Genomic DNA, 21,224 nt, shown 5'->3' with positions numbered 1-21,224 from the left:
TTTATAATGCAGGTGAAAATATAATCACTGTTACTAATTTATTATAAAACATATGACAAATGCAACAAAATCGACTGATTTGTAGATTATCATTGTATATTAGGAAGAATAACATTATAATATTAGAAAATAAAATAATAAATTTAAATGCTATTGAACATTTTAATTAAAGTAGTGGAGATGAAACAACATGTATAAACAACTTGAGCAATTAATTACACTTACAAGTAACGATTTAAATTTAGTTAGCAGAAGGTTTGGGCAGCGCACTGATCTGACATCAGAACAATTAGAAATGTTACGTATTTTACACCATTACAACATGTTATCGCAATATGATTTAACTATGAAAATTAATAAAGAACAGTCTATTGTCTCTCGATGGATTAAAAAACTTTGTCAGATGGGCTATATTACGAGTAAACAATCAAGCAAAGATTTAAGATGTAAAGATTTAATGGTTACAGAAAAAACCAAAGCGCTTGTGCAACAAATCAATGAAGTAAGGGTAGCTTTAATTGAAGCGAGATGTCAAAATTTAACCTCAACGGATATTGAGTGTTTAAATAACTTATTACATAAACTAAATAATCGGCATACCTACGTCCAATAGAAAAGATTCAAAATCATACACTTAGAATTATTCACTAATATAAATCAACTTTATGAGTAGTATTTCGCTATCTTGATTTATATATGAACGAAAGGGAATGAACTAGTTCGATAATAGTTTAAGCTTATTCTAATCAACTTCTGCCAATATTATAAAGGTTGTAGACACTTTCTATGGCTAAGGCTTTTTAAGATTCTATATTAAACAGGGCTGATATAAAAGTCAGACCTGTTTTTTATATATACTGCATATCATATTAATTCCGAGACTTGACGCTTCTTCGATCAAAAAAAGAGATTAAACAACTTAGGTTGCTTAATCTCAAAATTTTGTATCAGTTCTCTTTGACAAAGAGCCAATTAAATTGAATTATTTATACGTATCTACGTCGAAATATTTACCTAATTTATCCATTGAATCATAGAAACCTTTGATACGTGTAGCATTATGAGATGCCCATGCAACATCTGTTGCATATTGATGTACCCCTGGGTTGTCCGGATTCCAACGCATTTTATATAAAGTGTTTTGCCCTTGATTGATGTACGAATTTGCAATAAATTTAGCGCCGCCTACAATTGCTTTTTTAACAGTATCCCAACCATTGTTTTTAGCTGTGACAAAGCCTTGTTTAACAGCGTCACTATCAACTGCACCTATACCGAACATGTTATAGTATTTTTTCGATCCATCAGTAACAACTTTATTATTTACAACATCGCCGCCATTAGCAAGCGTTGAAGTGCCGTTACCTGTTTCAAGAAGTGCATGTGAAACTAAGTAAACTTCATTAATGTTATAAGCTTGTGCAGCTTCACTAAATGCTTCCCCTTGACCTTCTAAAATTCCTTTACCAACAAGTAATTTATCTAAATCCATTCCAGAAATATTTTGTGCTTTGTCTAAGCGTAAAAATTGATATTTTTGAGTTGGATCTTTAGCAAGTTTATTACTATCCATAGCGTTTTTAATTTCATTAGCTGTAGCATCTTCCCATTTTCCAGGTGTACGCTGAATTTGAGGCTTGAATTTTAAACCATGTTGTAATGCTACTGCCTGATCTAAAGTTAAATTAGATTTATAGTATTTCACAAGTTCTTTGCGTAAATCATTTTCTTTAATCCAAACGACCTTGCCGTTAGATAATTTACCATGATACCAAGTTACACCATTAATGATTTGTTTTTCAAAAACCGTGAAGATACTTTCATGGAAATCTTTTAATGAGCCAGCTGCTTTTGTAGAATTTGGATCAAGATAGTAACTTCCATTAGCGTTGTAAATGATATAATCGAATTTTTGTGGTGTGATATCCGATTGCGATTGAACTGCATTTAAATCTTTAGCAGAAACCCAACATGTTTTATTATTAACGTTGCCGTAAAGGTATTCATCTTTATCAACGAATACAGATTTAGAGGCATTGAAGTTGTTATGCTTAATATTATTTTGGGTATCTAATTGCTGTGCTTTAGTTCCCCATGGGATTGCATATAAGCCATTATTAGTTCCTTTCACTGTGTATTGTCCATTTGTAGCTTTAGTTTTACTTAAATTACGAGTATTAATGTCTTTGGTATTGACCCAACCAATAGGCGTATTCTGTTTCGAATTTTGGATTAAAACATACGTGTTGTTGCCTTGAGTACGTTGCTTTGTAACTGTAAATGTACGTCCAGCAAATTTAGATGCATCTTTACCTTTTTGATCGTAAACAGTCGTTTTGATGCCTGCATTATTTGTATTTAATTGACCAATCTTACTAACTGATTTAGTCGGCGTTGAAGTAGCTTGTGTAGCTGCCTCTTTAACTGTGATATCTCGTGTCTGCATCCAACCTAAGTTTGTATTTGTTTTATTATCAGTAATTAAATAGAATGAATTATTTCCTAACGTAGCTTTCTTACTTAATTTGTAAGTATTGCCATTAACATAAGATTTTTGAACACCTTGTTTATCATACACAGATGTATAAACGCCATGATTCGATTTAGCTACAGTACCTTGTTTGTTTGTAAGTGTATTTACAGTCAATTGTCCTGTGTTTGTAGTAGGGGAGGTAGCTGTATTATTTGTTGAAGATAACTTGCTCACGCTTACCCAACCAGATAAATTGTTAACTGTACCGTAAACGTAATTTGTTTTACCTATTTGTTGCTGTTTTGTTGCTTTAAAAGTTTGGTTAGAAGTACCAGAAACTGTGCCTGCTTTTTGAGAACTTGTGCCCCAAGGTACTGTGTAAACAACTTCACCAGGTTTTATTTTATAAGTTTGATTATGCTTTGTAACTGTTTTAGCTGTATTATAATCCACATCAGCTTGGTGCACCCAACCAATTAAATTACCATTATTGTAATCAGAAACTAAATAGAAGTTTTTATCTCCTAGAGTAGCTGATTTTGTAACTTTTAATGTTTGGTTTGTACGATTCGTTTTCTTACCATTTTGATCATAAACTGTCGTATATAAACCATTATTATTAGTATTTATACGTCCAACACCATCATTTTTAGATACAGTTAATTTACCAGTGTTTGGTTTCGTCGTAGAATTATTTGATTCATTTTTACTGCCACTTGTACTTCCTGATGAACTTGAGCCCCAAGCAGCTGCCTGGCCAGTTTTAATTAAATATTTTTCATAAATTAAATCGTAAAGTTCGTCATAACTATAATTGTGGTTTGCCAAATAACCATGAGGATCAGTATGGTCAGATCCTCCTAAATATTTGCTGACTGCTTGATGCGTCCAAACAGTACCAACACCATCGTACTCAGCACTATCAGGTGCGAGACCATAATATTGTAAATTTGTAGCTGCATAATCAGCATAGTTATTGATTGAACGTGCAAATGAATCGTAATCATGCGTATGAACTAACTCAACGTGTATAAAACGGTCGTTTGCAGCTGGGCCAGCGCCCCATGCTAAATAATCAGTATTTGCTGTTTCAATAATACGGTTACCATCTACGTAGGCATGTACAAATGCACTATTATAATTATTTTTCATATAATTAATTTCGCCAGTAATTGTTGAATTATCGTTGGCTGTATCATGCATAACGATACCTTCAGGTTTGCCATAACGATACTGATATTTTGGTAAATAACTTGCAATATCTTGCTCATAATTTGGCGCTTGGAAATTATTATTACGAATATAATTATTAATAGATGAATTTACTTTTGGTGTATATTTTGGTAATGCACTTTTAGTTGCAGATTTAGTGCTAACAGCAGACCTTGTTGCTGTTGTTGGGCTGCTACTTACAGATCTTGCCATTCTTAGTTTTGGCGCAGATGTATTACTGTATACATGTGCAATTTCCTGTGATGTATTATTATCTGAGTTTGTTGAATCATTTTCTTCTATATCTGTACTGACAGATGGAGAAGGTGTAGATACTTTATCAGATTTTGTTTCAACCTTATCGTTAGAAAATTTGCTGTCTGCTACATTAGTTGTTTTGTTATTAACTGCTTGTATATGTTTAGTATCGCTTGTATCTTCTTTTTGAGAATCCACTTCATCAGATTTTGCTTCAGTTTCATCATTAGCAGCATCATTATCTTTAGCGACAGTAGTAGGATCATCCGTTTCTACGTCGTCACTGTTATCATTGTCTACTAATTGATTAGACGGAGTTGTGTCCTCAGATTGAGTTTCTGCATCGTTAGAAGTGTTGTTGTCTTTTACGTTAGTTGTTGTGTCATTGTTTTGCGCATGTTTAGCATCGTTCGTATCTTCTTTTTGAGAAGCCACTTCATCAGATTTTGCCTCAGTTTCATCATTAGCAGCATCATTATCTTTAGCGACAGTAGTAGGGTCATCCGTTTCTACCTCATTACTGTTATCATTGTCTACTAATTGATTAGACGGAGTTGTGTCCTCAGATTGAGTTTCTGCATCGTTAGAAGTGTTGTTGTCTTTTACGTTAGTTGTTGTGTCATTGTTTTGCGCATGTTTAGCATCGCTTGTATCTTCTTTTTGAGAATCCACTTCATCAGATTTTGCTTCAGTTTCATCATTAGCAGCATCATTATCTTTAGCGACAGTAGTAGGATCATCCGTTTCTACGTCGTCACTGTTATCATTGTCTACTAATTGATTAGACGGAGTTGTGTCCTCAGATTGAGTTTCTGCATCGTTAGAAGTGTTGTTGTCTTTTACGTTAGTTGTTGTGTCATTGTCTTGCGCATGTTTAGCATCGTTCGTATCTTCTTTTTGAGAAGCCACTTCATCAGATTTTGCCTCAGTTTCATCATTAGCAGTATCATTATCTTTAGCGACAGTAGTAGAATCATCCGTTTCCACTTCGCCACTGTTATCATTGTTTACTGATTGATTAGACGGAGTTGTGTCCTCAGATTGAGTTTCTGCATCATTATTAGAAGCGTTGCTATTTGCTACACTAGCTGTGTTTCCATTAACTTGAGCATCGTTAATATTTCCCGTTTTGGTAGATGTTTTGTCAGATTCTGTTTCAGTATTTTCATGAGAAGCGTTATTGTCTTCTGTACCAGTTGTAATATTATCCACTTGGTCATATTGAGTATCGCTCGTTTTTTCTGCTTGAGTAGCAGTTTCATTTTCAGAAGTAGGTTCAACTAGATCTTGTTGAATTTGTTCAGCAGTAGTTGAAGTTTTCTCTAATGATTGTTTTGAAGTTTCATTAGTTTCAGTTTCTTTTTGCTCTGAATTAATTTGTTCTTCTTGATTTTGAGCATTATATGTATTTTGACTTGATGTGTTTTTATCTAGTTCATCTAACTGAGCGTCATAATTTTCAGGTTCATCTGTTGAAAGTGCTTGAACTTGCGTAGGGTCATTATAAATTTGAGTGCCTGAAATATTGGTTGTTGGTTTGCTAATTTCAGACTTTATTTCTTCGCCTTGTTTTAAAGTATTTCCATCGTCTAACACATTCTTACTTGACGTTTGGTTTTGATTATTGTCAGCCGCATGTGCGTGATGTGTTGTCAAAGCTGTGCCGGCTAATGTTAATGCAACGATTGAAGGTACTTTATAAGTTAATTTTTTCTTAGTCATTTAACTGCCCCTTTTACTGTTATTATTTAATACCATTATAATACGACTATAGTTTTAATAAATTGATTTCATTGATTTGTAATATAAAATTAATCTTATTAAGCCGGGGGAAAAGTATAAAACATTTAAAAAAGGCGTAAACACGCCTTATTTTTTTGGTATTAAAATATTACACCCTTTGGAATGTTACATAATAAAGATGCATTTTAAATATAATTTATTTAGATTGTTTTCGTCATAACGATATGTTCTATATTTTCTTCTAAGAAAACATCACCAAACGTTGTGTATCCCAATGTTTCATAAAAGTGTTGTGCATGACACTGAGCATTCAAAGTTAAAGTATGATAGTCTGCTTCTTTTGCTGCTGCTTCGATAAATTGCATTAGAGATTTACCGTATCCTAGTTTTCTATGAGAAGCTAAAATAGCCACTCTTTCAATTTTTGCGCCATTTTTATAGGTTCTAAATCTTCCAGTAGCAAAAGGGGACTGAAGATTGTCATAACCTATAACATGAGTGGAAGAAGATTCAAATTGATCTATTTCATTTTCGAGTGGGACGCCTTGTTCAAGCACAAAAACTTTTTTTCTAATTTCATATGCATCGTTTAACATATCAGATGTATTAACAATTTTAAAAATCATAAATAGCCTCTTTTCTATTAATATAATAAAACTACCCTATCACAACTATAGTGTGATAGGGTAGTTATTTTACGAATTATTGAGCTTCTTGTCTAACCAAGGCAGTGTATTGCCAAAAAATTCTCATTTGGGCGATATTCCAATTGTTCATCCCCATAGTAAATCCTGACGGTCTAAATAAATTGACGTCTGTTACTTCCAAAGCTGCGGCAATTAAATATTGTAAGGGCACACTGATTTGTTTCATAGTTTCCGTGATGCCATTCTGGTTATAAACCCAAGAAAAGGGCAATTCTGATTGGAAAACATCAACTTTTTCAAAAATTTCTGGAAGTGCAACGATATAACACGCACCATCCACAACTGGATTATGGTCACTATCTTTGTAGTATATCCGCAAAGCTTCATAATTTTCACGGTGTGCGTGATTAACATAGAAAAATTCATTTCTAAAATGTGCCATATCTTGGCTATGGATTAATTGTTGTTCTAAAACATTGAACATGCCGTTTATGTTTACTAATTTTTCATATGTTTTTCGTGACATACCACGTGCTCCTTTCTACAGCCTAATATAAATTTGTTTCTAATTCTTGCGTATTTTGCTGTTGGTTTTGATTTGGTTGTTGGTTTTGGTTTGGTTGTTGATTAGGATTTTGTTGCTGATTTGGATCCATTTGTTGGTTTGATTCATTTGGTTGTTGCATTGATTGATTATTATTTTGTTGGTTTCCATTTGGCATTTCAGTTTCTTGTTGGTTCATATTATTTTCTTCGGAAGACGTTCCTGAATTATCTTCGTTTGAGTTATCATCTTTTTGGTCAGAACTGCTCTTTTGGTTTTTTCTTAATAAACTACTATCAATTTCTGTTTGTGGTACGAGTGTACCATAAAAATCAATAACACGTTTATTTAAGAAATCATTTGTGTCTGTAATTTTAGGTAAATTTAAATCACCACGCAAAATATTAGCAGTATCTTGTATATTTTTAATATTAGGATTGTAGTAATATACACCGTTTAAGTAATCATCTTCACCTTCAAGTTGTTTACTTTTAATTTCAACGTCGTCTTTTAAGTAAGAAGTAGCTAATGCCTTAACATCTTTATAGCTTAAATTATGTTTGGCGTTTTTACCAACTATTTCAATAACGTCGTCTAACTTACTAAATGAATCTGCTTTTTGAGCTTTGACAAATAGTTTCTTGATTAAATCCATTTGTCTTTGACCACGTTTTAAATCTGAATCTTGATGACGTGTTCTAGCAACTGCTAAAGCTTCATCACCATTTAAATTTTGATGACCTTTTTTAACTTTAATCTTGCCAGTATCATTTGTATTTGGCTCGGAGATATCGTATGGAACGTCATACTCAATACCGCCTAGTTCATCTACAGCATCTACAAATGCTTCCATATTAATTCTTACATAATAATCGACTGGAACATTCATCGTTGCTTCTACAGAATCCATTGATGCTGTAGGGCCGCCATAGGCGTGTGCATGTGTAATTTTATCATAATACCCAACTTCTGGAATATAACTGATAGTATCACGTGGAATACTTAACATTCGTATTTGTTCTTTATCTGCATTAAATGTTGATAGTATCATTGCGTCAGTTCTTGATTGTTCAGCACTTTGACCATTTTTTTGACGACCACTATTATCATCGATACCTAAAAACAAAATAGAAATTGGATCTTCAGAAGGGTTGACTTTTGTTTCACGAATACTTGATTCTCTGGACGTATCACTTGTGTTCAATGAATTTTCAAAAGCACCTTGCGATGATTTAAGTAATAAAATGGCAAATATAACTGGAACAACTACAAGAATTAAAGATAGAAATATTAAAAAGTATTTAAAAAATTTATTCATGTAAGAAGCTCCCCATTGTATATGATTTGGTTTATATTACAATATTGGTTTAATGTTAAAATTTCGCTAATTTCATTAAATTATTGTAAAGAGAAATTTGTACTATAACTTATAATTTTATATCTAACATAATAAAATATCAACAAAGAATTTATCCAACTAAAGTTTGAAATGTATATCATAGAATATGATCACTGATAGAAACGACGTCAATCACAATTAAAAATAATTATAAAAAAGACATGTAGCTAAAAATGATTTATTTATAAACATACGATATAATTAGCATATGATAAATGTTATTGATGGTTAAAGAGATGATGTTTAAAAAATAAGTTCAAAGATTAAAAATAAAGTGGATAGCATAGTTTGAAATTTTAAAATAACTTATAAAAGGTGTCATAAAGCATAATCCTTTTTAAATCATTATAATAGATGCTTATTAATGAATTCTAACACATTAAAGAAACAAGGAGGATTTAGCCATGAAGTCAGAATGGTTGGATAGAATAGACGAAAGTTTGGTAAAAACGTTTTATGAAGCACAAACTGAAAAAGAAAAAGAAGAAGGATTTAAAGACGAATTAACATTTGGCACTGCTGGCATACGTAGTACTTTTGGATTAGGGCCTGGTCGTTTAAATGCATTTACAATACGCAAGGTTGCATTAGGATTAGCACAATATTTGAATGAAAAGTTTAGTGAACCTTCAATAGTGATACATTTTGATACTAGATTGCTATCTAAAGCATTTTCTGAAGAAATGGCATCTGTCTTAGCTGAAAATAATGTGACAACAATTTTATCAGAAAATTACAAATCTACGCCGGAATTATCATTTGCAGTAAGACATTTAAAAACAGATGCAGGTGTGATGATTACTGCTAGTCATAACCCTAAGCATTATAATGGTATCAAAATATATGACCAAAACGGTGGTCAATTGTTGCCAGATGAATCAGAGCGCTTAAGTCATTATATCAATGCGATAGAATATCCATTACAAATTCATCGAGGTGATTTTAATGCATTGCTACAAAAAAACCAAATTCAATATATGTCCCATGAAGTCACTGAAGCATACAAACATGAAGTTAAATCCTTAGTAGATACAATTCCGGAAAAAGAAGCAAAAGTGGTACTCACAAGTTTACATGGTACGAGTTTACCTTTAGCATCTGAAATTTTAACTGAATTAAATTATGATAACTTTGTAATTGAAAAAGAACAATCAATGCCAGATGGCAATTTTCCGACTGTAGCAATTGCGAATCCTGAAGATGAAGCAGTTTTTGAACGAGGGCTAAAATTGGCAAATGATACAGATGCACAACTTATTATAGCAACAGATCCAGACGCGGACAGATTAGGTTTTATTGAACGTTATAATGATAATGAGTATAGATATTTTAATGGGAATGAAATTGGTATATTATTAACTAAATTAAGATTTCAAGATTTAGCAGATGAAGGTAAACCACTGTATATGGTTAAATCAATCGTCACAAGCGAACTAGCTGAGAGGTTAGCTATAGCTTTAGATGTCGAAGTGAAAAATGTCTTGACTGGTTTTAAATATATTTCTGATTTACTAGAACAAGAAAGCTCAGAACAAGAAAAGCAACTATTACTTGCTTTTGAAGAAAGTCATGGCTATTTAGCAAAACCTTTTTCAAGAGATAAAGATGCAATTCAAATGATCCCATTATTAATAAAATATAAAAATTTATTAGCAAATAATGGTATGACATTTAAAGATACTATGGAAGATATTTATGCTCATATCGGTTCATATAAAGATAAAACATTGTCTCCTTCGTTTGAAGGGGCAGAAGGCGTTGAAAAAATTTCGAAAATAATGAACCAATTTAGAAATAAAGAAGTATCAACAATTTGTGGTCTTGAAGTAAAACAAATTGAAGATTATGAATTGGGTACAATTAAAAATATTAAAGAAGGTACAACAGAAGCACTGACGTTACCTAAAACTAATTTAATTAGATTTATTTTTGAAAATGGTTTTATAGCATTAAGACCATCCGGTACTGAACCTAAAATCAAACTATATTTTTCATTAAATATAGAGCATATGACTGCTTTAACAGATCAATTTAAAGATGAATTTATTAATAATATTAAATAAAACATAAAGAGGCAGCTAGATGAAAGTCAACAAGTTCAAATTAATTATTGTTATAATCATTTTTATTTTTATAATAGTAGGGGTGTATAGTTACAGACATGATAAACAGACTAAAGACGGTATGCATCCTACTCATGCTTCACAAAAGGTAAATAAAAAACAAACAACTAAAAAGGAAAAAGAATTAAAAACAGTGGTTGATCGCAGTGATTCACAAATGAAGCAAATAGATCAATACTTAGAGGAAGGCCAATTTAATGGTACTGTAACAGTTTTTAAAAAAGGTCAATTAAGTCTAAATAAGGGTTATGGGTTTAAAGATTTTGAAAAAAATGAAACTAATACGGCTAATACAATGTTTTTGATAGGTTCCGCACAAAAATTTATGACAGGGCTTATGTTAAAACAATTAGAAACTGAAGGTGAAATTAGTATGGTAGCACCCGTGAAGCAATATCTACCATATTTTGAATTAGCATACCCTGTCGCTTTAAAGCAGTTGATGTTACATCAAAGCGGTTTATATAAATATCAAGCTCACCCAAAATTAAAAACCTTAGACGAAGCTATACACGCAATAATAAAAAGAGGTATTAACCCATTATATTATAATCAATATCAATACAATGATGCCAATTATCTAGTATTGTCAGAAGTTATAGAAGCAGTTACATATCAATCGTATACTCAAAATTTAAACGATAGAATAGTGAAGCCTTACAATTTAAAATATACGGGCCGGTATAATGATTCAAATTTTAAAAAATATATGGCTACTGGTTATAAAAAGGATAAAAGTACTGGAAAGCGCGTCAAACAGAATCCTAACACTTTAAGTCAATATGATGGGGCAGGCAACCTTTATATGACGCCTTACGACATGGGGAAAGTCGTTTTAAATCTACAAAAAAATAAAATTTTTAATGCGACGATTACGAGACCTTTTATCCACGAAAGTTTAACTATACAATACCCTCAAGCATATCGTTATGGTTTTTATTCTTTTGCAGATAAAAATCGAATTAATGGTATTTTTTATGGAAATATATTTACTGTATATTTTAATGATAATTATATTATCGTTTTAGCTACAAATTACGAAAACGGAAAAACAAGTAACGAGCAGAAAATGAAGCATATTTACTTTGATATACTTCAACAGGGTGGGTCATATAATAAAGTAAAGCAACCATACTAAAAAAATAAAAAAAGCATTCAATGATTCTAATAAAATGAATCGTTGGATGCTTTTTTTATTAATACGAATTTATTTACAGTATTGTAAGGCATCGATAAACATTTGTTTAAAGATATTTGCTTGTACTGACAGAACTACTGATGTATTAGGGAAATGTGATTTGAAATCTGTTACTGTAGCACCTTTAGTCAGTTTGCCGTTTGTTTCAATTTGCACATCAGCTTCTTGAACCGCAAAATTTTCAGGATGAAGAAGATATAGGATGGTATATGCATCGTAAACGTTAATACCTTTTTCAAAATCGTCTCCTCTATAGTGTTTGAACAGTTGATGTAGCATATTACCTGTGTCATTTATGGATTGTAATTCATTTATAGTATCGTGCGTTAAACTAGAACTTCTTGCTACATCTAAGCCTACCATTGTTAATGGCAATCCAGAATTAAAGACAATTTGAGCAGCTTCGGGATCACAGTAAATATTAAACTCAGCTAAAGGGGTCACATTACCTCGAGATGCCGAACCGCCCATTAATACGATCTCCTTAACATATGTTTTTACTTCTGGGTAAGTCGTAAGTAACAATGCGATATTTGTTAAAGGTCCAATAGGGACAAGCGTAATCGGCGCATCACTATTTAGCAAAGCATTTTTCATAGCTTCAACAGCATGCGTAGATGCTAAATCACTTTCCGCTATTTCAGGGAAAATATAACCCTCCATACCTGATTCACCATGTACATCGCTTGCATCAACTATTTCTGAAAGTAGTGGTTGAGATGCACCTCTATGTACAGGGACATTACTATTGAAAAATTGTTTGAGTTTTAACGCATTGGCAGTTGTTTTTTCAATTCCTACATTACCGTTAACTGTAGTAATCATTTTCAAATCGAAGTTGGGATGATTTAAAGCAATACTTATTGCTGCTGCATCATCAATGCCTGGGTCTGTATCTATAATAATTGGTTGTTTCATCAAATTTTTAATCCTCCTATTGCGTAAGTTACCTTATTAATTATATTCTACAACTTTTCTCGAATAAAATGTTAAAAAGCAAACTATCATCCAAAAATGAAAAGGGAGGTTAATAAATAAAATAAAAAAGGCTTCTCTTTCGAGAAGCCTTTGCTTGAGCTATAAGTGGCTTGAGTGTCCACCTTGCATTACCCAATAAGTACCGATAACAGTAATTAAAGTAATGATAAGCGCAAATATAACTTTAAACCCTTGTACGTTTCCGTCTTTACCTTCAGTTAAGTGCATGAACATTAATAATTGTACTGCAGCTTGTATAAAAGCAAAGCCAAAGATGATTGTAATCTTAGCATTAAGTGCCATTGATGTGTATAGGGTTACGAATACTGCTAAAAGAGTCAGAACGATTGAGCCAATAAAGCCTACTGTGTGTTTTACAATTGTATTCATCCGCTAAACACCATCCCTATCATATATACGGCAGTAAAGATGAAGATCCAAACAACATCTAAGAAGTGCCAGTATAAACTTACTATAAATAACTTAGGCGCATTGTCTTTATTTAGTCCACGCATGCCAACTTGGATTAATAAACAAATAATCCAAATAATACCTAATGAGACGTGGGCGCCGTGTGTTCCTAAAAGTATAAAGAAACTAGACCAATAAGAACCGATTGTTAGGTTAACACCTTCTGATACGTAGTGTGCAAACTCGTAAATTTCAAATCCTACGAAGACAACACCAAATAATAAAGTGATAATCATCCAAATCGTCATTAATTTTGCTTTTTCTTTTCTCATATAGTAAATAGAAATACCACAAGTATAAGAACTAATTAATAACGCAAATGTCATTATCAAAACGAGGGGTAATTCGAACATTTCAGTCGTCATTTTACCGCCATAGTCTCCGCCATGTTGAAGTGTTAATAGGGTTGCAAATAGCGTACCGAATAGTGAGACTTCTGCTGTAAGGAATATCCAAAAGCCAAGTCTATTTAAATTACCTTCATGCGAACGTTGATCAATAGTGTTTGCATCATGACTCATGACTTACAGCCTCCCTTTCTTTTATACGTGCTTCACGTAAACGTTTTTCGGTTTCTGCTACTTCAGAAGCTGGGATATGATAACCGTGGTCTACTTGGAAACTGCGGAAAATCATAGTGCCAAAGATACCTATTAAGCAAATAACAGCTGGAATAATTGTTTCAAAGACAAGGAAGAAGCCCCCGATTGTGAAGAAAATTCCCATCCAGAAACCAACTGGCGTATTATTTGGCATATGGATATCAGTGTAGTTGTGATTATCTAAGTAGTGTCTACCGTGTTCTTTCATATTTACAAATGTATCATAGTCATTCCAGTCTGGTGTAACAGCAAAGTTGTATTTAGGTGGCATCGCTGAAGCAGTTGACCACTCTAATGTACGTCCCAAACCGTACCAGTTATCACCAGTAGCTTCACGTGGTGATTTGAAGAAGCTATATACGATACTAGCAACTAAGAACATAAAGCCTAATGCCATCATGAGCGCACCGACAGTAGAGATTGCGTTTAACAACCACCAGCCGTCTTCTGGCATATAAGTGTATAAACGACGTGGCATACCATCTAATCCAAGGATGAATTGAGGTAAGAAACAAACGTTAAATCCAATCATAAATAACCAGAAACTCCATTTGTTTAATGTTTCGTTTAACTTAAATCCAGTCATCTTAGGCCACCAGAATATGAGCGCACCTAAACAAGCAAATACAACACCAGCTACTAACGTGTAGTGGAAGTGTGCTACTAAGAAGTACGTATTATGGTACTGATAGTCAGCTGCTGCCATTGCAAGCATGATACCAGTTACACCACCAAGTAAGAAGTTAGGGATGAATGCTAGTGCAAATAACATTGGCGATTCAAACGTAATTCTACCTTGATATAAAGTGAATAACCAGTTAAATAATTTAACACCGGTTGGGATACCAATCAGCATGGTTGTGATTGAGAAGAATGAGTTAATTAATGCACCATTACCCATTGTGAAGAAATGGTGAACCCAAACTAAGAAACTAAGGAATGCGATACCTGCTGTTGCCCATACCATACTTTGGTGACCGAACAGACGTTTACGAGCAAATGTTGGAATAATTTCTGAATAAATACCGAATGCAGGCAGGATAACGATATAAACTTCGGGGTGCCCCCATACCCAGAAGAAGTTAGCCCATAACATTGGCATACCGCCATTTGCGACTGTAAAGAATGCAGTATCGAAGATTCTATCTGTTGTGAACAGTGCTAATGCCACTGTTAGTACTGGGAAAGCCAAGATAACGATTAATGCTGTAATGAAAGTAGTAACCGTAAACATTGGCATTTCCATAAATTTCATTGTAGGTGTTTTACATCTAAGTATTGTTACAAAGAAGTTAATACCAGTCATTAGGGTACCTATACCAGAAATCTGTATTGCGATAAGGTAGTAGTTGACCCCAGGTCCTGGACTGAATTCTCCTGCGAGTGGTGCGTAGTTCGTCCAACCAGCTGCAGGTGAGCCTCCGATTATAAATGATAAGTTGAATAACAACATACCTGAGAAGAATAACCAGAAACTTACGTTATTTAATACAGGGAATGCAACGTCTCTTGCACCAATTTGTAAAGGTACAATAACATTCCATAAACCAAAAATGAAAGGCATTGCCATAAAGATAATCATTATTACGCCATGCGTACTAAAGACTTCATTATAATGGTTTCCTTCTAAAAATGTATTATCTGGAATTGCTAATTGTGTACGCATCATTAAGGCATCAATACCGCCACGCACGAACATTAATACAGCACAGATTAAATACATAGCGCCGATTTTTTTATGGTCAATAGATGTGAACCATTCTCTGTATAGATATTTCCACAATTTAAAGTAAGTAATTACTGCGATCACTGCGATGATAGCGAACGGTGCACCAATTTGTGCCATTGTAATCATCCAGTTACCTTGAACGAGCAATTGATCCCATGGGAAATTCATTAATGTCCACCTCCATGTTCATGGTCTTTTTTCTCAGACTCTGATGCTTGTTCGTCTTTAGCACCTTCTGAGATTTTTTCCATTTCGTCCATATTATGTGATTCTTCATCTTTAAACTCACTATTATATGGTTCATTATTGCCTAGAATCATAGCTTTCATACCATGACGTTCGTAGTTTGCGTTTGTGATTTGTGGCTTACGTGCAGGTTTATTAGGTTTATCTAATACGTCCTCTTTTATTTCTTTTGGTGTATTAAAGTTTGGATCTTTCTGTACGTAATTGAAACGATCATAAGCATAGAAAATATACTCAGGATCAGCTGCTGGATCAACAAACGCCATATGCGTACCACTGAAAGTTAAGTTTTTGTTTTCAGTAGTTGGTAAAAGTTGTTTATCAAAAGTATCTTGATCTAATTCCTTTTGACTTTGAGCATCTTTTACCCAATCCTTAAATTCACTTTGGCTAACTGAATTGACATCAAATGTTTGGCGAGCGAATCCTTCACCGTTGAAGTTTGAGTTACGTCCTCTGAACGTTCCTTCTTCGCTAGCAGTTAAAGTCCAATCCATTGTCATTCCAGTCATCGCATATTTTTGACCACCTAACTGTGGAATCCAGAAACTTGTCATCATATCCATTGATTGGAGTTTGAAGACAACAGGTCGATCTTTAGGTATGGTTAAGTGGTTAACAGTTTCAACTTTTTCTTCAGGATAGCTGAAGAACCACTTATAACCAGCGCTTGTTGCATAGACAACAAGGGGATCGTCTTGTTTTTCCGGCGTTTCTTCATACATGTAAAGTGATTTTACTGTAGGAATAGCTAAAGCGATAACAATGATTACCGGGATAACAAACCAAATTGTTTCAATTAAAGAATTGTGGTGCATCTTACCAGATTCGTCTGTTTTGTGTAATCTATATTTATATAGAAACAGAGCAAACATGATAAGCACGGCGGCAATAATAACAAGCATGAAGATGATTGAGTAAATAATCAAGAACTTCGAGTCACTTGCTATCGGCCCTTTTGGGTTTAAAACTTCTACATTGGAACAGCCACTAAGTACAATTAGTGAGCCAAAGAGTAGAAGCAAAGACTTAAATTTTGACACTTTTTTGACCTCCTAATACTACAATTGTAGGGCTTACCATCAATTTTAAGATATTACGCAATATTTACAAGTGTTTGTGTAAAAAAAAATATTGTAAAATTAAAAGAAACCCAACAAACTCAACGTCTGACGGGCTTTTAAAGATTTGTTAAAATTATGTGTACATTTTGTGAAAAGTGTCATATTTAAGGCAATAGGATAATTTCACACTATTTGTTTACTGATTAGCACTCAATATTGTAATCAGATATGTATGAATAGACTCGTTTATTTTACTTCGATATACCTTACAGATTTATTTATAGCGCCTTCTGAATCTTCTACTTTGTATTCAACTTTATATTTTCCTTTTTTATCTGTATTAATTTGACCATCTACTATGATTTTATGCGTTAAGTCACCATCTTCTTTATCATACGCACGTACACCATTTAATAGATTGTAGTTATTCCCTTTATCTATTACTATATCGTTCGTTCCTTTTAACTCAGGTATAGAATTTTCTGTAGCTTCTGCGCTAAGGTTAGGTGAAACGAGTGTGGCAGAGACACCTAATGCTGATAATGACTGTAGTAATTTGTTCATAACGTAAACCTCCGTATGAGCGTCATTTAATTTTATCTTAATTACACTATATTTTATTTTAGATGATAAAACATCGTACTATAGTCCTAATATAACGTAGAAGTGTAAATTCAGTTATAATTTTCAGAAAAAATTCAATTAAATGTAATAATTCGCATATAGTGATAGAAATTGGCAAACGTTCATATATGAATCTAATAAGAAGAAAATAATTATTCTGTTTATAAAACTGTGTTGTAATGTTAGTAAGTTTTCAGTAGATAGAAGTGAATTTATTATAAAAAGATATTTCAAGATGCGTTACTGTAAATTTATATAAAGTTGCGCTGGCTATAATTATAAGCCATTTTGCTATATTCATTATCAATTAGTTAGAAGCCAATCATTTATTATATGTTAATTGACATTTTTTATTTGTAATACTTCTGTTATCTAAACATATAAGAATTTAAAATGATATGAAAGAAAACGCACTTTAGAGAATTAATGTTTTAAAAGTGTTATTTAGAAGTGACACTTTGTATATTATCTATTGTCTATATAATAAACGAGCCCAAGCATTATTTATGACCCGGGCCCATTTATTTTTATTCAAATAAAAAGCGTATTATTCGATACCTCTACGCATTTTTTCTGCAATAAGTGTATTATTTAATACCATTGTAATCGTCATAGGGCCAACACCACCTGGAACTGGTGTAATAGCACCTGCTATTTCTTTAACTTCATCGTATGCAATATCACCTTTTAATTTGCCATTTTCATCCGGTGTGTTTCCTACGTCGATAACAACTGCGCCTTCTTTTACATCATCTTTAGTTACAAGCCCTGGACGACCTACAGCACTAACGATAACATCAGCATTTTTTAAATGTTGATGCATGTCTTTAGTTCTTGAATGAAGAATCGTAACTGAAGCATTTTTTTGTAATAATAATTTCGATACTGGCTGACCAACAATGTGGCTACGGCCAATGACGACTGCATCTTTTCCTTCTAAATCAATATCAGCATGGTTTAGTAATTCCATAATACCTAGAGGGGTACAAGGAACGAAAGTCTGTTGGTCGATATAAAGTTTACCAATATTTTCAGGGTGGAACCCGTCAACATCCTTAGCTGGATTAATTGATTCTAAAACTTTTTGTTCACTTACTTGTTCTGGTAGTGGTACTTGAACTAAAATGCCACTTACACTGTCATCTTCATTTAAGCGTTTAAGTTCGCTTAAAACTTTTTCTTCTGAAGCAGATTCATCTAAATGTACAATTTCTGAAATCATACCGATCTTTTCTGCTGCTTTCTTTTTAGAATTCACATAACTTTGACTTGCGCCATCATTACCTACAAGAATAACTGATAATTTTGGTGTATAACCCTTCGCTTGTAAAGCTTCGACTTGGTCTTTTAGACCTTGTCTGTAATCCTTTGCGATTTGTTTCCCGTCTAAAACTTTTGCGACCATGAAAAAATCCTCCTCCAATGTATGAACTTTACTTAACTTTAACATAAATAACACCACGTTTTTCAACCAAAAGACGTAAATTTAATGTTTTTTTGACTTTAAAGTTCGATTTTTGATTGAAAAAGCGTTTTTTAGTTGTTATGCTATATCTGTAATATACATCTAATAGTCATAACATTTCAAATTTCTGAAAGGGTGTTCATTTTGAAAGTGGTAGTCATAATGGGTAGTTCTTCCGATTGGGAGACTATGAAAGAAAGTTGCCAAATGTTAGAACAACTAGAAATACCGTACGAAAAGAAAGTAGTTTCAGCACATCGTACGCCTCAATTAATGTATGAGTTTTCTAAAGGAGCCAGAGATAATGGTTACGACGTCATTATTGCTGGAGCAGGTGGTGCAGCACATTTACCAGGTATGGTTGCATCAATGACAACATTACCAGTCATAGGCGTGCCAATTGAATCTAAAAGTTTAAAAGGTTTGGATTCTCTCTTGTCTATTGTACAAATGCCAGGCGGTATTCCAGTTGCGACAACAGCTATAGGTAAAGCAGGAGCTAAAAATGCAGGTGTTTTAGCTGCCAGAATGCTCAGTATTGGTAATAAATATATCCAAAAGAATTTGGAAAATTACGAAAAATCACTGATTGAGAAAGTGAGTGAAATGCAACATGAACTTCAGTAAATTACCATTTGGATCAACGATTGGCATTATCGGTGGAGGACAATTAGGGAAAATGATGGCACAATCAGCACAGAAGATGGGTTATAAAGTCATTGTGCTAGATCCTGATGAAAATTGTCCGTGTCAATATGTAGCACATCAATTTATAAATGCCAACTATGATGACGAACAATCACTTGCGCAATTAGGTGAATTGTCTGACGTGATCACTTATGAATTTGAAAATATCTCGGCTAGTCAATTACAAACGCTAGTCTCTAAATATAATATTCCTCAAGGTTACCAAGCGATTCAATTATTACAAGATAGATTAGTTGAAAAACAAACGTTGCAAAATGCTCAAACGCAAATAGCGCCATTTATAAAGTTATCAGACCCAAATGATTTAACTCGTGCTATAGAAGAAATTGGTTTTCCATTTATCATAAAAACAAGATTTGGTGGTTATGATGGCAAAGGTCAAGCACTTATTACTAATGAATCAGATTTGAATAAAGCAAAAGTATTAGTTGAAAAGCAAGAATGTGTTGCTGAACAATTTTTAGATTTGCAAAAGGAAGTTTCGCTTACAGTAACAATTGGTAATAATAACCAAATTACTTATTTTCCTCTACAAGAGAATGAACATCAAAATCAAATATTATTTAAGACGATTGTTCCTGCACGTGTCGATGTCCAAAAAGAACAAGAGGCGCGAAATGAAGTTGAAAAAATAATTGAACATGTACACTTTATTGGGACATTTACGGTGGAATTTTTCATAGATTCAAACAATCATTTATTTGTAAACGAGATTGCACCACGACCGCATAATTCTGGACATTATTCCATAGAAGCGTGTGATTATTCGCAGTTTGATACACATATATTGGCGGTTACAGGTCAACGCCTACCAGAAAAGATTAATTTATTAAAACCTAGCGTAATGATGAACTTATTAGGTAGAGACTTAGATTTACTAGAAAATGAGTTTGGGGACCATCCTGAATGGCATGTACACATATATGGAAAAATAAACCGTAAGCCTGATAGAAAAATGGGACATCTCACGATGCTAACGAATGATGTAGATCAAACTGAACAGGCTTTGTTAAATCATTTTGAAGGGAGACATAAATAATGTCTTTATTATATGAAGGGAAAGCTAAACGAATCTTTTCAACAGAGCAACCTGGTGTACTTCGTGTCGAATATAAAGATGAAGTGACAGCAGGTAATGGTGCAAAAAAAGATTATATAGAAGGTAAAGGACGCTTGAATAATCAAATTACTTCTAGAATCTTCAATTTTATTAAAGCACGTGGTATAGAGAGTCATTTTATCGAGCAGACATCAGAAACGGAGCAACTTGTAAAATCAGTTGATATTATCCCTTTGGAAGTAGTAGTGAGAAATATCGCTGCAGGTTCTATCACTAAGCGTTTAGGGTTTGAAAAAGGACATGAATTTGAAAGCCCGCTTGTGGAATTCTTCTATAAGAATGACAACTTAAATGATCCTTTAATTACAGAAGATCATATCCAATTATTACATTTAGCAAGTGAAGAAGATATTGAATTATTAAAAAATGCAGCAAAAGCAATAAACGCTGTGTTAGTTCAATTAATGGATGAAATGGAATTGAGATTGGTCGATTTCAAAATAGAATTTGGTCGAAATAAAAGTGGTCAAATTATTTTAGCAGATGAAATTTCACCAGACACATGCCGTATTTGGGATAAATACAGTGATACTAACTTCGATAAAGATGTTTATCGTGAGGATACTGGCTCAATCATAGAAACTTATCAAACTTTTCTTAATAAATTGGAGGAACTTTAA

Annotated in this window: 17 protein-coding genes; 6 read left to right on the top strand and 11 right to left on the bottom strand. The window is 33.2% G+C overall.

The window, feature by feature from the left end:
* Positions 1-190: 190 nt before the first annotated feature.
* Positions 191-613 carry a MarR family transcriptional regulator gene (locus tag KA900_RS04065; protein ID WP_096810439.1) on the top strand — a complete coding sequence of 141 codons (423 nt, stop codon included), beginning with the start codon at positions 191-193 and terminating at the stop codon, positions 611-613.
* 369 nt (positions 614-982) lie between these two features.
* On the opposite strand, the gene KA900_RS04060 is transcribed toward KA900_RS04065, so the two are convergent.
* The 4 genes from KA900_RS04060 to KA900_RS04045 all read right to left on the bottom strand — a co-directional run bounded on the left by KA900_RS04060 (position 983) and on the right by KA900_RS04045 (position 8,195).
* Entirely contained in the window at positions 983-5,665 is a 4,683-nt protein-coding gene (locus tag KA900_RS04060; RefSeq protein WP_210139319.1) for a glucosaminidase domain-containing protein, read from the bottom strand.
* 221 nt (positions 5,666-5,886) lie between these two features.
* Positions 5,887-6,309, bottom strand: a complete 423-nt coding sequence (locus tag KA900_RS04055; RefSeq protein ID WP_096811227.1) for a GNAT family N-acetyltransferase — start codon at positions 6,307-6,309, stop codon at positions 5,887-5,889.
* Positions 6,310-6,388: 79 nt separating this feature from the next.
* A complete protein-coding gene (locus tag KA900_RS04050) occupies positions 6,389-6,859 on the bottom strand; it encodes a DUF2538 family protein (protein WP_096810437.1) in 471 nt (156 codons plus the stop codon).
* A 22-nt stretch (positions 6,860-6,881) separates the two neighbouring features.
* On the bottom strand, positions 6,882-8,195 hold the full coding sequence (locus KA900_RS04045; RefSeq protein WP_103373569.1) for an LCP family protein: 1,314 nt from the start codon (positions 8,193-8,195) through the stop codon (positions 6,882-6,884).
* Positions 8,196-8,680: 485 nt separating this feature from the next.
* Between KA900_RS04045 and KA900_RS04040 the strand changes: the two genes are divergently transcribed.
* Both KA900_RS04040 and KA900_RS04035 read left to right on the top strand, forming a co-directional pair.
* Entirely contained in the window at positions 8,681-10,339 is a 1,659-nt protein-coding gene (locus KA900_RS04040; RefSeq protein ID WP_103373093.1) for a phospho-sugar mutase, read from the top strand.
* A 19-nt stretch (positions 10,340-10,358) separates the two neighbouring features.
* Positions 10,359-11,537 carry a serine hydrolase domain-containing protein gene (locus KA900_RS04035; RefSeq protein ID WP_210139318.1) on the top strand — a complete coding sequence of 393 codons (1,179 nt, stop codon included), beginning with the start codon at positions 10,359-10,361 and terminating at the stop codon, positions 11,535-11,537.
* A 69-nt stretch (positions 11,538-11,606) separates the two neighbouring features.
* Here the strand turns inward: KA900_RS04035 and rihC are convergent, their stop codons facing one another.
* The 7 genes from rihC to folD form a co-directional block, all read right to left on the bottom strand.
* On the bottom strand, positions 11,607-12,515 hold the full coding sequence (rihC, locus tag KA900_RS04030) for a ribonucleoside hydrolase RihC (protein WP_096810433.1): 909 nt from the start codon (positions 12,513-12,515) through the stop codon (positions 11,607-11,609).
* Positions 12,516-12,674: 159 nt separating this feature from the next.
* Entirely contained in the window at positions 12,675-12,965 is a 291-nt protein-coding gene (qoxD, locus tag KA900_RS04025; protein ID WP_096808059.1) for a cytochrome aa3 quinol oxidase subunit IV, read from the bottom strand.
* Positions 12,962-13,567, bottom strand: a complete 606-nt coding sequence (gene qoxC / locus KA900_RS04020; RefSeq protein ID WP_096808058.1) for a cytochrome aa3 quinol oxidase subunit III — start codon at positions 13,565-13,567, stop codon at positions 12,962-12,964. The genes qoxD and qoxC overlap by 4 nt, the downstream gene beginning before the upstream one ends.
* Positions 13,557-15,545 carry a cytochrome aa3 quinol oxidase subunit I gene (gene qoxB / locus KA900_RS04015; RefSeq protein ID WP_096810432.1) on the bottom strand — a complete coding sequence of 663 codons (1,989 nt, stop codon included), beginning with the start codon at positions 15,543-15,545 and terminating at the stop codon, positions 13,557-13,559. The genes qoxC and qoxB overlap by 11 nt, the downstream gene beginning before the upstream one ends.
* The gene (gene qoxA / locus KA900_RS04010; protein ID WP_210139317.1) at positions 15,545-16,666 is read right to left on the bottom strand and encodes a cytochrome aa3 quinol oxidase subunit II; all 1,122 of its coding nucleotides are present in this window, start codon (positions 16,664-16,666) and stop codon (positions 15,545-15,547) included. The genes qoxB and qoxA overlap by 1 nt, the downstream gene beginning before the upstream one ends.
* A gap of 267 nt (positions 16,667-16,933) precedes the next feature.
* A complete protein-coding gene (locus tag KA900_RS04005; RefSeq protein WP_119488085.1) occupies positions 16,934-17,251 on the bottom strand; it encodes an immunoglobulin-like domain-containing protein in 318 nt (105 codons plus the stop codon).
* A 607-nt stretch (positions 17,252-17,858) separates the two neighbouring features.
* Positions 17,859-18,716, bottom strand: coding sequence for a bifunctional methylenetetrahydrofolate dehydrogenase/methenyltetrahydrofolate cyclohydrolase FolD (folD, locus tag KA900_RS04000; RefSeq protein WP_096810429.1), 858 nt, complete (start codon positions 18,714-18,716; stop codon positions 17,859-17,861).
* A 204-nt stretch (positions 18,717-18,920) separates the two neighbouring features.
* Here folD and purE point away from each other — a divergent pair, with 204 nt between their 5' ends.
* The 3 genes from purE to purC are packed head-to-tail and all read left to right on the top strand — an operon-like array spanning position 18,921 to position 21,224.
* The gene (purE, locus tag KA900_RS03995) at positions 18,921-19,403 is read left to right on the top strand and encodes a 5-(carboxyamino)imidazole ribonucleotide mutase (RefSeq protein WP_119488084.1); all 483 of its coding nucleotides are present in this window, start codon (positions 18,921-18,923) and stop codon (positions 19,401-19,403) included.
* On the top strand, positions 19,390-20,523 hold the full coding sequence (gene purK / locus KA900_RS03990) for a 5-(carboxyamino)imidazole ribonucleotide synthase (RefSeq protein ID WP_096810427.1): 1,134 nt from the start codon (positions 19,390-19,392) through the stop codon (positions 20,521-20,523). Before purE ends, purK begins: the two co-directional genes overlap by 14 nt.
* Positions 20,523-21,224, top strand: coding sequence for a phosphoribosylaminoimidazolesuccinocarboxamide synthase (gene purC, locus KA900_RS03985; protein ID WP_096810426.1), 702 nt, complete (start codon positions 20,523-20,525; stop codon positions 21,222-21,224). Before purK ends, purC begins: the two co-directional genes overlap by 1 nt.

The organism is Staphylococcus sp. GDY8P120P (assembly GCF_017892065.1).
Lineage (GTDB): Bacteria > Bacillota > Bacilli > Staphylococcales > Staphylococcaceae > Staphylococcus > Staphylococcus nepalensis.
This window is presented reverse-complemented; position numbering and strand designations above follow the sequence as displayed.